Annotated in this window: 13 protein-coding genes, 1 tRNA gene and 1 pseudogene; 9 read left to right on the top strand and 6 right to left on the bottom strand. The window is 59.6% G+C overall.

Translation table 11 applies throughout. From position 1 onward, the window contains the following. Positions 1 to 249 precede the first annotated feature (249 nt). Positions 250 to 594, bottom strand: coding sequence for a hypothetical protein (locus C934_RS0113085; protein ID WP_018857139.1), 345 nt, complete (start codon positions 592 to 594; stop codon positions 250 to 252). Positions 595 to 771: 177 nt separating this feature from the next. Beyond that, complete coding sequence (locus tag C934_RS0113080; protein WP_018116593.1) at positions 772 to 993, bottom strand: hypothetical protein; 222 nt, start codon at positions 991 to 993, stop codon at positions 772 to 774. Between the two features lie 325 nt (positions 994 to 1318). On the opposite strand from C934_RS0113080, the pseudogene C934_RS31930 reads away from it, so the two are divergent. Further along, positions 1319 to 2495: pseudogene (locus C934_RS31930) on the top strand (integrase core domain-containing protein). A 43-nt stretch (positions 2496 to 2538) separates the two neighbouring features. Here the strand turns inward: C934_RS31930 and C934_RS0113070 are convergent. After that, positions 2539 to 2614, bottom strand: a tRNA-Ile gene (locus tag C934_RS0113070). 215 nt (positions 2615 to 2829) lie between these two features. Between C934_RS0113070 and C934_RS0113065 the strand changes: the two genes are divergently transcribed. Next, the gene (locus C934_RS0113065) at positions 2830 to 3510 is read left to right on the top strand and encodes an SIMPL domain-containing protein (RefSeq protein WP_245267951.1); all 681 of its coding nucleotides are present in this window, start codon (positions 2830 to 2832) and stop codon (positions 3508 to 3510) included. 250 nt (positions 3511 to 3760) lie between these two features. Further along, positions 3761 to 4144 (top strand): hypothetical protein, encoded by a 384-nt coding sequence (locus C934_RS0113060; protein ID WP_018116585.1) that lies wholly within the window; start codon positions 3761 to 3763, stop codon positions 4142 to 4144. A 52-nt stretch (positions 4145 to 4196) separates the two neighbouring features. Here C934_RS0113060 and C934_RS0113055 read toward each other — a convergent pair whose 3' ends face one another. Continuing rightward, the gene (locus C934_RS0113055; protein WP_026371783.1) at positions 4197 to 4910 is read right to left on the bottom strand and encodes a GntR family transcriptional regulator; all 714 of its coding nucleotides are present in this window, start codon (positions 4908 to 4910) and stop codon (positions 4197 to 4199) included. Between the two features lie 267 nt (positions 4911 to 5177). On the opposite strand from C934_RS0113055, the gene C934_RS0113050 reads away from it, so the two are divergent. From C934_RS0113050 to C934_RS0113025, 6 genes are all read left to right on the top strand, one after another. Further along, positions 5178 to 6260 (top strand): ABC transporter ATP-binding protein, encoded by a 1083-nt coding sequence (locus C934_RS0113050; protein WP_018857136.1) that lies wholly within the window; start codon positions 5178 to 5180, stop codon positions 6258 to 6260. Positions 6261 to 6290: 30 nt separating this feature from the next. Continuing rightward, positions 6291 to 7589 (top strand): ABC transporter substrate-binding protein, encoded by a 1299-nt coding sequence (locus C934_RS0113045; RefSeq protein WP_018116582.1) that lies wholly within the window; start codon positions 6291 to 6293, stop codon positions 7587 to 7589. 73 nt (positions 7590 to 7662) lie between these two features. Then, the gene (locus C934_RS0113040; RefSeq protein WP_018116581.1) at positions 7663 to 8577 is read left to right on the top strand and encodes an ABC transporter permease; all 915 of its coding nucleotides are present in this window, start codon (positions 7663 to 7665) and stop codon (positions 8575 to 8577) included. 1 nt (position 8578) lies between these two features. After that, positions 8579 to 9400 (top strand): ABC transporter permease, encoded by an 822-nt coding sequence (locus tag C934_RS0113035; protein WP_018857135.1) that lies wholly within the window; start codon positions 8579 to 8581, stop codon positions 9398 to 9400. A gap of 6 nt (positions 9401 to 9406) precedes the next feature. Beyond that, a complete protein-coding gene (locus tag C934_RS0113030; RefSeq protein ID WP_018857134.1) occupies positions 9407 to 10147 on the top strand; it encodes an aspartate/glutamate racemase family protein in 741 nt (246 codons plus the stop codon). Between the two features lie 158 nt (positions 10148 to 10305). After that, the gene (locus C934_RS0113025) at positions 10306 to 10791 is read left to right on the top strand and encodes a heme-degrading domain-containing protein (RefSeq protein ID WP_018857133.1); all 486 of its coding nucleotides are present in this window, start codon (positions 10306 to 10308) and stop codon (positions 10789 to 10791) included. A 119-nt stretch (positions 10792 to 10910) separates the two neighbouring features. Here C934_RS0113025 and C934_RS0113020 read toward each other — a convergent pair whose 3' ends face one another. Next, complete coding sequence (locus C934_RS0113020) at positions 10911 to 12158, bottom strand: D-arabinono-1,4-lactone oxidase (protein WP_018857132.1); 1248 nt, start codon at positions 12156 to 12158, stop codon at positions 10911 to 10913. A gap of 140 nt (positions 12159 to 12298) precedes the next feature. Further along, entirely contained in the window at positions 12299 to 13558 is a 1260-nt protein-coding gene (locus C934_RS0113015; protein WP_018857131.1) for an AGE family epimerase/isomerase, read from the bottom strand. Between the last annotated feature and the right edge of the window lie 58 nt (positions 13559 to 13616).

Genomic DNA, 13616 nt, shown 5'->3' with positions numbered 1-13616 from the left:
TAAACCCAGACACCAGACGGTGAGCGGAAAACCGCGATGACTCTTGCGCGCCCTTCTTTAGCCGAAGCCAAGAACACGGCGGGTCGAGCATCAAAACCCTCATGAACTTAACTAACGTGCCAACCTTGGCGCTCGCCATTTATTGCGTCAGCTAAAGGGTTTTGGCTGGTTTGCTTGTAGCCCAACCCGATTAAGAGCCCGACAAACAAGGGAGCTAGCGTATCGGCGATAGACCGGCCGACAACGTGCCTAACGGAATTTCTTTACGACCTCGTACTTCCCGGCTTCCCAAGCTCTCATCTCGCCACCTTCGCAAGAGTAGTTTTCGTCAGTCTCCGCTATCCCGATCCCAATGCCCTCAACCTGGGGATCGTCGAAGGTGACGTATATGTCCGCCTTCTTGATCTTCCGCTCTTGAAAGTCCTCCAAGATTTCCTTGTAGCACGCGACATTGGGTTTCAGATTGTCGCGTAGAATTCGGGCTTCGGTTTTCTTGGTTATCTCTGAGAGCGGGCGTGTCTCAGCGAGAGCAGTAGGAGAAACTGACAGCGCCAACAACAAAGTAGGCGCAAGGGCCAAAAGAAGCTTGCTCATCTCATCGTCCGTTTGACGTCACAAAGCTGGGCATAAGGGCCGCGTCCATGAAGTGAGCCGCGCGGCGATTGTGCATATCATCACAGAGATAGGTAGGGTAGTGCATAGCCAAGCCGCGCAAGAACGAGACATCGGTCTGGTGCACGACGGATGCTGGCCTTGCGGTAGCCGTTCAGTCTACTGCGCGCCGATCACGATGTCGTCGCGGATCAGGTCCGAAAGTTCCCGTTCATCCGTGACGCCGAGTTCGATCCATTGGAGCAGGCTGTTTGCCTTTCGGCGTGCTTCAACACTTCCGGTGTGATGTCCATGTTCGTCGCACCAGCACTCCAGGATGCGATCGATCAGGTCGGTAATTTTCGATGTCAGCATCGGTCGGTGCCACGAAATCCATTGCATCGGCCCGTCTCCCTTCGAGACTGGAGCCTATGTGCAGCTGCATCGGCGTGGCAACCTCTCTAATATAAGAATCCACTCATATTGCGCTCCTAAACGCCGCTGCGTTGCAAAATGGCAATAGTCGGTGCGTCGGACTAGCGCCGAAAAGGATCAAATTTCGGCTCTCCGAGGCTCGGAAACGTCGATGAAATCGAAGCCAACGGTGTGCGGTTGTGGAAGGGAGATATGTCGGCGGATGGGATCGGAAGATGCCCGACCTGAGAGATAGGTGACGTTTTGTACCGGAGACATGGGTAACACTTTTCGCTTTTGGCGGGAGGTGTTGATGCCGTGGAGAGAGACTTCGGTGATGGAGGAACGTCTACGATTTGTCGCCCGCCTGCTGGAGGGCGAAGGCATGAGCGATGTGTGCCGGGAGTTCGGCATCTCGCGCAAGACCGGCTACAAAATCTTCAATCGCTACGAGGACGACGGCCTGGAGGCGCTGACGGATCGGTCTCGACGGCCGGTGCGTTACGCCAACCAGTTGCCCGAGCCGGTCGAGGCAATGATCGTGCCGCTCAAGAAGGAGAAGCCGCATCGGGGTGCCAGGAAGATCAGAGAACTGCTCGTGAAGCGTCTGGCCGGCGATGTGCGCGTGCCGTCGAAGAGCGGTGCTTGACCGGTACGGGCTGGTCGCTCATGCCCGCCAGCGGCACCGTTATCGGGCAGAAGGAACGGCCTTATCACAGGCCCTTTCGCCGAACGACCTGTGGTGCACCGACTTCAAGGGCGAGTTCAAACTCGGCGATGGCCGCTACTGTTACCCGCTGACGGTCACCGACCAGGCGTCACGCTACCTGCTTGCCTGTGAAGCCTTCGAATCGACAAAGGAGGTGGGGGTGTTCGAGGCGTTCCGCCGATTGTTTGCCGAACATGGCCTGCCAAGCGCGATCCGCAGTGACAACGGCCTGCCGTTCGCCAACCCCAACGGCCTCTACAATCTGTCGAAGCTGTCAGTCTGGTGGCTGCGGCTCGGCATCGCGCTCGAGCGCATCAGGCCGGGCCATCCGCAAGAGAATGGCCGGCATGAGCGCATGCACCTGACGCTGAAGAAAGAGGCGACCAGGCCACCTGGCAGAAATATCCTGCAGCAACAGGTCCGCTTCGATGCGTTCGTCAGCGAATTCAATACCGAGCGGCCGCATGAAGCCCTGGCGATGAAGGTGCCGCTCGATCTCCACACGCCATCGGCGCGCCGATATAACGGGCTGCCGGAGATCAATTATCCGTTCCACGACCGTGACGCGCTGGTGACCCATTGCGGCCGCATCTGCATCTACCGCAAGACGATCAACATCTCGACCGTGCTGGCCGGACAGAAACTGGGAATCAAGGAGGTCGACGACGGCATTTGGCTCGTCAGCTTCATGCACTATGATCTCGGATATATCGACCTCGAGCAGAGGACCTTGCAAACCATCGGCAACCCGTTCGGCACGAGGTTGTCACCCATGTGGTAGGTACGTTTTGTTACCTATGTCTCCGGGCTGGACAAGAAAGAACTGGTGGGCCCGGAGGGACTCGAACCCCCAACCAAGCGGTTATGAGCCGCCGGCTCTAACCATTGAGCTACAGGCCCGGCGACAGCATGGCTGCCGTGTCCGGCGCAATGGTTCCCCGGAACGGGTTTCGCTCTAACGCAATTCTTGAGCGCTCACAAGGGACTGCCGCAATAGCTTCACAATCAATCGGCAATACGGCAATCGAGACTTCACAATCAGGGAGTTAAACACCGTGCTGCCGAACACCAGAACCATTGCCTTCAGCCTTTTGCTTGGCCTTCCGATCGCCACCATGGCGTTGCCGACACTGGCTGCTGATTCGCAGCCGCGCGAGGCCGTGATCTCCGTCAGTGGCGAGGGACAGGCGAGCGTCGCGCCCGACATGGCGGTGCTCAACCTTTCCGTCGTGAAGCAGTCAAAGACCGCACGCGAAGCGCTCGACGAAAACAACAAGTCGATGACTGATGTCCTGGCGGCGCTGAAAAAGGCAGGCATCGCCGAGCGCGATCTCCAGACGTCGGGCTTTTCAGTGCAGCCGCAATTCACCTACCCGCAATCCAACGATGGTCAGCCACAGCAGCCGCAGTTGGTCGCTTACCAGGTCTCCAACTCCCTGAGCGTGCGCGTCCGCGACCTGTCCAAGCTGGGCGCCATCCTCGACGAAGCCGTCACGCTCGGTGTCAATCAGGGTGGCGACATTCAATTCACCAACGACAAGCCGGAAAAGGTGATGGAGGAGGCTCGCAAGAATGCCGTCGCCAATGCCATCGAGAAGGCGGAGACGCTGGCCGGGGCAGCTGACGTGAAGCTCGGGCGCGTGATCGAGATCAGCGAGACGTCGCCGCGTCCACAGCCGGTGCCGGTCGCTCGGGCCGCCATGATGAAGGCCACGGCAGACTCAGCCGTCCCGGTCCAGGGCGGTGAAACCAGCTACAACATCACCGTCAACATGACGTTCTCGATCACGCAGTGATCCTCCAACAGTTCAGAAATCTCTAATTTTGACGCCGGGTGGCCATTGATATTCTCTGCAATATCAATGGCCTGTTTGTTTCTTGTCGGGCGCGGCGGAGCCGATGCGCCGATAAAGGGCTTTATCACGCGTATATTACACTATAACATCGATCGTGTTTTCGGCCTCGCAGGGGAATCTTGAGTTCTGTTTCCCGAGCTCTGCCGGCCGAAGAGGAGGAATGGCACTAGCCCCCAAAGAGGAGACAGACATGACGAATGCCTTGCCGCCGCTTCACGATGGACATGCCCCGTTCACCCTTCAGGAACTCTTCCGCGAAGCACTCTACGCCTTTGAAGAGTGGGATACGGAGCTCACCGAGCCGATTGTCACTTTCGAGGGACGTGTTGTTCCCATCAGTCAGGTCTTCGAGGCGATGCGCCACTGCGACGACATCGTTCCGATGAACATCGTCGGAGCCGTCACAGAACGGCTTACCAAACCCTGGGAGGGCGAAGGACCGCTCGACCAGATGAGTTTTTCGACGGCTGCCCGCGTCATGGGCGTCCTCGTCCGCAAGCGTCTGCTTGCCAATGGCACGGCTGACATTGTCGCCGTTGCAGAACAGCCAGCCGAGCGCCGCTCCGGCAACTGAACGGTTGGATTGCGGTCGTAGGGCCGCAATCCCGCTTCCCGTATAAAACTTGCTATGGTTCGAAGGCTTCCTTGAGGCCGACGCTCTTGCGTTCGCGCAGGTCGAGATCGGCCTCGATATGCGCAATGTGGTGCAGCATCAGCTTGCATGCCTCGTCGAGATCGCTCCGCTCGATCGCGACGAGGATGTCGCCGTGCTCGGAATGGCCGCAACTCGATATGGTCGATTGGCCGTAGAGGGCGATCACTAGCGATGAGCGGGCAACAAGCTCATCCATGAAACGCTGCATGATGGCGTTGCCGGATATGGCAGCAAGCGTCAGATGGAAGTCGCCTGATGCCTTGATCTCGGCACGCCGGGCCGTCTGGCCGCGCTCGCCCATCAGGCGGCCTTCCTCGAGCAGCAATTGCTTCAGATGCTGGATTTGCGAAGGCGTGACTCTGGCCGCGGCCTCCCGCAAGATCCCGGGCTCCACGAGACGGCGGGCGGCAAAGATCTGGCGCGCCTCATCGGGCGAGGGGTAGGCGACGAAGGCGCCACGATTCTTTTCGACGCTGACCAGACCTTCATAGGAAAGAGCCTGCAAGGCGGCGCGCGCAAGCGTGCGACTGACATTGAACAAGTTGCCGACATCGCTTTCAGACAGCTTCGTTCCCGGTGACAGACGCCGCTCGACGATCGCATCGCGGATCGCGTCGCGGATTTGTTGTGTGCCTGTATCGGCTGGATCCTCTGCAGTCTGCAGGGCCGTTGCGGTGGGCTTCATGAACACAAATACCTTTTGACCGGGAAATGATATCTGCGTTTCCCGTAAAAGTTAAACGGAATTTGCGCGCAAAGTGAAGGCTAAATTGTATACGATATTTTGCACGAATTGCAGACGATGGCCTATTTTGTGTGCATGTGGCGCCGCTGCCTGAATTTTGATATATGACGTTGCATCGATCGGAAGTCTTTGATTTCCTGACGTTTTGTGCGCCGCAAAGAAACTGGCACGGCAGATGCATTGTCTTTCTCAAACAGGGGAAGACCAATGTCGAAAGCCGCAGAGATCGATATCGTATCCGTTTCCAAGGTGTATGGCGCCACGACGGCGGTCCATTCCATCAGCCTGAAGATTCCGGCCGGCTCCTACTGCTGCTTTCTCGGGCCTTCCGGCTGCGGCAAGACCTCGACGCTGCGCATGATCGCCGGGCACGAAAGCATTTCCTCAGGCGATATCAGGCTCGGGAATACCGTCGTCACCGATTTTCCGCCGGCCAAGCGCGGTACCGCGATGATGTTCCAGTCCTATGCGCTCTTCCCGCATCTTGATCTCATCGACAACGTCGCCTTCAGCCTGAAAATGAAGGGCGTCGAGAAGGAGGACCGGCGCGCCAAGGCGCTTGACATGTTGAAGCTGATGCAGATGGACGCCTATGCGACGAGGCGACCGGCACAGCTCTCTGGCGGCCAGCAACAGCGTGTGGCGCTGGCGCGCGCGCTGATCACAGATCCCGAAGCGCTGCTGCTCGATGAACCGCTCTCAGCCCTCGATCCCTTCCTGAAGATCCGCATGCGTGCGGAGCTGAAGAAGCTGCAGAAGAGTCTCGGCATCACCTTTGTGCACGTGACGCACAGCCAGGAAGAGGCGATGGCGCTCGCCGATATCATCGTCATCATGAACGACGGCAAGATCGAGCAGGCGGCAACGCCGCGCAAGGTCTTCGAGGAGCCGGCCACCGCCTTCGTCGCTCGCTTCATGGGCGATCACAATGTTCTTTCCGGCCGCGTTGTGTCTTCAAATGGCGGTGTCACTACGCTCGAGGTTCCGGAAGGGCAGACCTTCTCGGTGCGCGGCAACGGCAAGCATGCCGGCGAGAGCGTCGATATCGGCGTCCGCACGGATCGTGTGCGCCTCGAAAAGGCTTCCGACAAGACGCTCGGCTTCAACGGTGTCGTCTCCAATATCGAATATCGCGGCGCCTCGGTGAAGCTCACGGTGGCCGGCGCGGGCAGTGACGACTTCACTGTTATCGCGAGTGACGGCGATTATTTCGCCAAACCCGTATCGGTCGGCGATGCGGTGTCTCTGAGATGGGCTCTGGAGGACGCGGTCCTCCTCGGCCGCGCATGAACCTCACCAGCAAAAAGAAGGGGAACTGACATGACAACTGAAAAGAAGACGACCAAGACTGAGGTCGGGATTTCCCGCCGCAGCCTGCTGAAAACTGGCGCCGCCGCGCTCGGCGCTGCTGCAGGCTCGGGCCTTATCACCGGCTTCCCGACGATCTGGGCGCAGTCCAACATCACGCTACGCCAGTTCGGCACGGGTGTTTCCAACATCAACGCCATTGCCGAGCAGTGCAAGAAGGACCTCGGCATCACGCTGGAGATGACGGCGACCGATTCCGACGCCGCCGCCCAGCGCGCCGTGACGCAGCCTGACAGCTATGACATCGCCGACATCGAATACTGGATCCTGAAGAAGGTTTACCCGACCGGCGTCATCCAGCCGATGGATGTGAAGAAGCTGAAGTACTACGACAAGGTCGTTCCGTTGTTCAAGAACGGCAAGCTGAAGCCGGACAGCGTCATCGCGCAGGGCACGGCGCCGCACACGGTCGGCTATGTCGAGAGCGCGGACGCCAAGACCTTCGCCAAGGGCGAAACCGAGCTCTTCACCATGATGCCGACGATCTACAATGCCGATACGCTCGGCATTCGTCCGGATCTCGTCGGTCGCGATATCACCACTTGGGCCGATATCATGGACCCGAAGTTCAAGGGCAAGACCTCGATCCTCAACATTCCGTCGATCGGCATCATGGATGCCGCGATGATCATGGAAGCGCTCGGCAACATCAAATACGCCGACAAGGGCAACATGACCAAGGAAGAGATCGACAAGACGATCGAGTTCCTCATCAAGGCCAAGCAGGATGGCCAGTTCCGCGCCTTCTGGAAGAGCTTCGACGAGTCGGTCAACCTGATGGCCTCCGGCGAAGTCGTCATCCAGTCCATGTGGTCGCCGGCTGTCGCGGCCGTCCGCTCCAAGGGCATCGCCTGCAAGTATCAGCCGCTCAAGGAAGGCTACCGCTCGTGGGGCGGCGGTCTCGGCCTTGCCTCGCACCTCAAGGGCGCGCAGCTCGACGCGGCCTATGAATACATCAACTGGTACACGTCGGGCTGGGTCGGCGGCTACCTCAACCGCCAGGGCTACTACTCGGCCTGCATGGACACCGCCAAGAACTTCATGACGGCTGACGAGTGGGGCTACTGGATCGAAGGCAAGGCCGCCCAGGGCGATATCCTCTCGCCTGAGGGCAAGGTCATGGAGAAGGCCGGCGCCGTTCGCGACGGTGGTTCGTTCGAAGAGCGCATGGGTCATGTGGCGTGCTGGAACTCCGTCATGGACGAAGACCGCTACATGGTTCGCCGCTGGAACGAGTTCATCGCTGCCTAAGGCAACCGCTTCTGCCAGGCCCTCTCCCCAGTTCCTTTGGGGGGAGGGCGTCTATAACGGAGAGACCGGAAACATGGCGACGATCGCGTCTTCGCAGGCCGAGCACCAATCGGAACAGACAAGCCGCCGACGGATCGGATGGCCGACATGGGCAGCCTCTTATCTGCAGGCGACGCCGCTAATCCTCATTCTCGGTTTCTTCTTCATCCTGCCGATCGCCATGATCGCCGTCGTTAGTTTCTGGGACTACGACTTCGCCGGTCTCTACCCTGATTTCCTGACCATGAACTACACCGACACGCTCGGTTCATGGGTCACCTGGAAGACCTATCTCAACACCTTGAAATTCACGGTGATCGTCTGGAGCCTGACACTCTTCATCGGCTTCTGGGTCGCCTATTTCCTCGCCTTTCATATCCGGCGCACGTCGACGCAGATGATCCTGTTTCTGGTCTGCACAGTGCCGTTCATGACCTCCAACATCATCCGCATGATCTCGTGGATCCCGGTGCTCGGCCGCAACGGTCTGGTCAACTCCGCGCTGGTGCAGATGGGCATCGTGCCGCAGCCGATCGAATGGCTGCTCTATTCCGATTTCGCCGTGGTTCTCGCCATGGTGCATCTCTACACACTCTTCATGGTGACGCCGATCTTCAACACGCTGATGCGCATCGACCGGTCGCTGTTCGAGGCGGCGCGAGACGCCGGGGCCACCGGCTGGCAGATCCTCTGGAATGTCGTGTTGCCGCTGGCAAAGCCCGGTATCGCGATCGGTTCGATCTTCGTCGTCACCCTCGTCATGGCCGACTTTTCGACCGTGCAGGTCATGTCCGGTGGCCAGAGCGCTTCGGTCGCGCTGATGATGAAGAACCAGATGTCGCTGCTGCAGTATCCGGCCGCTGCCGCGAATGCCGTCGTGCTTCTGATCGTTGTCCTGATGATGGTCGCCGCCATCCTGCGCGTCGTCGATATTCGTAAGGAGCTTTGAGATGAACCACGAGAAGCGCACCTTTGAATTCTACGTGCTCGCTGCCTTCTTCCTTGTCTTCGTGCTGTTCCTCTACGGACCACTCTCGGCAATCCTGATCCTGTCCTTCCAGGGGCCCGACGGGGGCCTAACATTCCCGCTGAATGGCGTTTCCGTTCACTGGTTCTACAATCTCTTCGAGAAGCAGGCAGTCGGGGATTTCGGCGCATCCTTCCGCCGCTCGTTCACGCTCGGGCTGATGGTGATGGTGGTCACCGTAGTCGTCTCGCTGTTGGCCGGCCTGGCGTTCCGCCGCCGCTTCCGGGGCGTGACCGTGCTTTTCTACGCAACGGTCGCGAGCCTGGTGGTTCCGTCGATCATCATTTCGCTCGGGATCGGCGTGGTCTTCCAGCAGGGCGGCCTTAAGCCTGCCTGGTACTCGTCCGCCTTCGGCGCGCACCTGACATGGACGCTGCCCTTTGGCGTGCTGATCATGTTTGCCGTCTTCAACCGGTTTTCGCCAGCCTACGAAGAAGCTGCGCGCGATCTTGGCGCGAATTCGTGGCAGACCTTTCGTCATGTCGTGTTGCCGATGATTGCCCCCAGCCTGATCGGTGTCGGCCTGTTCGGGTTCACGCTCTCTTACGACGAGTTCGCCCGCACGCTGATGACGTCAGGAAGTTACAACACGTTGCCGCTCGAAATCTACGGCATGACCACCAACGTCACCACGCCGGTGCTCTATGCGCTCGGCACGGTCACGACGTTGTTTTCCTTCACCATCATCCTCGTCGCGCTCGGCATCATGCTCATGCTGCGTCGGCGCCAGGCAAAGGTAAGCTAACCCCTAATGCGCATTCTTCTGGTCAATCCCAATACGACTGAAACCATGACCGACAAGGCCGCCTTTGCTGCCCGCGCGGTCGCGGCGTCCGGCACCGCCATCATTGCCGCCACCTCACGCATGGGGCCGGTATCGATCGAAGGACATTATGACGGAGCGCTCGCAATCCCGGGACTTCTCAGCGAACTCAAGGAGCGGGCTGGCGAATACGATGCCGCCATCATCGCCTGCTTCGACGACACGGGACTAGATGCGGCGCGCAGCTTTGCCGAGGTGCCGGTGCTTGGGCTCTGCGAATCTGCGGTCGCCACCGCAGGCTTCCTGGCGCAGCGATTTACCGTCGTGACGACGCTGGAGCGTTCGCGCGTCCTGATCGACAACCTCGTGCGGCGCTACGGCATGGGAGGCCGCGCGAACGTGCGCGCCTCCGATATTCCGGTTCTTCAGCTCGAAGATCCCGCCTCGGGTGCTATCGGCAAGCTCCGGGCCGAGATCGAGCGTGCTCTTGCTGAGGATGGCGCCGAAGCGATCGTGCTTGGTTGCGCCGGGATGACTGATCTGGCTCGCGAGCTGCAGGATATCTACGGCGTGCCCGTTGTCGACGGCGTAGCCGCGGCGGTGAAGCAGGCGGAAGCGCTGGTGTCACTTGGGCTGTCGACCAGCAAGCGCGGCTCCTACGCGTCGCCGCTGGCCAAGCCCTTTACAGGCGCGATGAGTGTTTTTGCGCCGATGCGGGCAGCAGGCTGACCTGTGACGGCGATACCTGTTCGATGATCCGTGACCGTTTCGAAATGCTGACGCCCCAATTGTAAGCTTCCGGGCAGCGCCACGATTCCGCTTTACTTTTCACCTCCGCTTGCATTTGTTCAAACAAAAGCATTGCAGGAGAGGAAGCACACGTGACCATGCCGGACGACGACCTTAAGCGGATTGCAGAACAGGAGAAGGTGCTGAGTTTCGACACCTTCGATCTCACGACAGCATGGCAGCTCGGCAGGCTCCTGCAGGAACTTGGAACCGAGCGCGGCCACGGGATCGCGATCGACATTACGCTGCATTCGATGCCCGTCTTCTATGCGGCACTGCCCGGTGTCACGCCCGACAACGTCCAGTGGGTGCGGCGCAAGCGCAATCTGGTGCTGCGCTACTTCAAGAGCAGCTACGCGATCGGTCTCGATCTTAAGGAGAAGGGCAAGACGGTTGCCGACAATGGTCTTTCGGATGCCGACTATGCGCCGCATGGCGGCAGCTTTCCGATCAATGTGAAGGGCACCGGCTGCATTGGCGCGGTCACCGTATCCGGCTTGCCGCAGCGAGACGACCACAATCTTGCGGTCGAGGCGCTGGCATTGATGCTGGCGAAAGACATCGACGCCCTTCGCCTGGCGTGATTGCTGTTTCACCTGGCGTGTCTTGGCACGCCAGGTTTACGCTGCGAGCGATCGGATGGGGAGGACGGCTTCAGCTGGACCCAATCGAGGTATGCGAAGCCCCCATCAACGGCAGCCGCTCAGTTCGAGCCGAAGACAACGTCTTCCAACCACGGGTTAGAGAACCTCCGTCCCGAATCCATCCTGTCGCGAAGACGGACAAACTCGGCAAGCTTTTCATATTTGGCGCCGATGTTGCGCTCCGTAAAGACCTTGCCCCAATGCGGCAGGGCTGCGAAGGGCGAGAGTGCCTGCTCGATATGCCCCACGGCCGCGTTCACGGCCTCCTGATCCCGAACCCAGGTAAAGTGGAACGACAGCGTATCGCGGTGATACTGAGGACTGAGCCATAGCTCGTCCGCCGCGACAGTCCGGAGTTCGCCCGCTTGCACCAAGTGGGCAAATTTATCGCGGATCGACAGCAGCGCTTCGATCGCTGCCGCGCCGTGTTTGCGTGGAAGGTGGAACTCGGACTGTATCTCTTCGCCATTGCTGGGCGTGAAGCCCATCTTGAAGTGCGGGAGCCTGTCGGACCAGCGGCCATATTGCCCCAACTGATCCGTGGAGTTTTGCGCGTCCAATTCGCTTATGGGGTGCCTGTTGACCATCGCGCGTGTTGCGCCGTGGATGTCGGCCGGCCAGTCCTCGGCGGACGCAGTTCTCTTGACCCAAATCGATCCTGCTTGTTGACCCCATTGCGTGAACACGCTGACGCTGTAGCCCAAGGCCATGATCTCATCGAGGTTGGCCAAAAGCTTGTCCCAGGCCAATCCTTCGTAGACGCACTGTGCGACCTGAAACTCCGGCTGAACGTCAAGCGTCACGCGCGTTACGACGCCAAGCGCGCCCAAATGCACCACCATGCCCGCGAAATCGGCATCGCCGCGGGTCACCTTCACGAGGCGGCCGTCGCCTGAGACGATTTCCAATCCCGAGACCGCTGTCGCCAGATTGCCGTTCCGGTCGCCTGAGCCATGCGTTGCCGTGGCAATCGCGCCAGCAATGGAGATGTGGGGTAGGGAGGCTAGATTGTGTACGGCAAGACCATGGCCATGGAGGAAAAGCGCAAGCTCGCCATAGGTGCAATGACCGCCAACGGAAACCTGTCTCCCATCGCCTTCGATGACGGGGTCGATTGGCACATCGGCAAGCGACAGGGCAACTTCGCCATCGGCAATCGCATTGAATGAGTGGCTTGACCCCACCGTCTTTATCTTTGGCGCTCGCATCACGACTTCGCGGACCGCTTCCACCGAAGACGGATAGAGGCAGTCTCGAAAGCCATAGTGAAAGCTTCCCGCCCAGTTAGCCTTTGGAACCCGCGTCATAACAAAACCTCGCGCTTCTCTATCGCACAGCCATTCCAACGACGTACTTTGCGCCGCTGTGCCGGGTCTCCGCTCAAGTTACGGCGTCGACGCGACGCCACTTGATGATCGAGCGCCACTGAAGCGGCGCTCGCTCTATATCAGATCTTGCCGCCCACCTCGGGAATGACCTTGGTTAGGCTTCCGGTTGCGGGGAAGAGGGGGATCAGGCAGGCCTGCAGGGCGTGGTAGATGTCGCCCTTGCCGGGGAACAGGCTGTGTGAGGGTACCAGATTTTCCGTCAGCTCCTCGTGCCAACCGCCATTCTTGTGGTCGATGAAGGCGCGTTCGATCACGTTCCAGATCCTGCGGTAATGTTCCTCGTGGTAGTCGCTTGGCAGGTGCTCATTGAGGAAGTGCGCGGCGGCAGCGCCCTCGCAGGCCGGCCACCACAGCTTGTTGCGCTTGGCCGGCTTGTCTTCCCAGTCGAGTGTATAGAAGAAGCCGCCCTTGTCGTCGTCCCAACCGAGGGCGATCGACTGCGAGAACAGGCTCTTCGCCGCATCTGGCATCCACTCCTGCTTCTTGCCGCCAAGCACCCAGAGTTGGAGAAGGAGGCGCGCCCACTCCAGCCAATGACCAGGAGTAGTGCCTGCCGGGCGGAACATTTCGTTCGGATGATAGTAATCCTTGTCGAGGCCCCAATCGGTGGTGAAGTGCTCGGCAACGCGCCAACCGACGGAGCCGGCGGCTCGACGAATGACGAGATCAGCAATGCTTTCAGCCTTGGCGAGATAGTCGCGGTCGCCGGTTGCCTCGAAGGCCGCCATCAGCGCTTCGGTCAAATGCATGTTGGAGTTCTGGCCACGGTAGTTGCCGCCGTCGAGAGCCTGCCAGTCGGCGGTGAACTCTTCGGCAATGGCGCCGTGCTTGGCTTCCCAGAACTTGGTATTCAGGACCTCGGCAATATCGGCAAGCATGCCGTCGGCAAGCGGATGGCCGACCGTCTTGGCGGAGGACGCTGCGAGCAGGACGAAGGCGTGGCCATAACCCTGCTTGTTTGAATCGACGGGGCCCTTGTCATCGAGCGACCAGAAGTAACCGCCGTTCTTGGTGTCACGGTGATGGTTCCAGATGTACTGCATGCCATGATCCACGACGTCGGAGGCGCCGGGACGGCCGAGCAGCGTGCCGATCGCAAAGCAATGAACGGCGCGTGAGGCTATGTGGATCGGACGGACCTGACCGGCGGCATTGAGCGGTTTGCCGGCATCGTCGAGATCGAAGAAGCCGCCTTTCGGGTTGACGGAGTTGTGCTGGAAGAAATCGAAAAGGCCGTTTGCCTGTGCGAGAAGCCAATTGCGGTGGTAGGCGCGAGTGGTCCAGTTTCCAAGCGCGGCGTCGCTGATTGCTAGTACCATGATACTCCTCCAATTTCGTGCACAAAGCCTTCGTAACCGCCTATATAGGGGTCGCCCG

It is taken from the genome of Rhizobium sp. 42MFCr.1, from assembly GCF_000377185.1.
Classification (GTDB): domain Bacteria; phylum Pseudomonadota; class Alphaproteobacteria; order Rhizobiales; family Rhizobiaceae; genus Rhizobium; species Rhizobium altiplani.
This window is presented reverse-complemented; position numbering and strand designations above follow the sequence as displayed.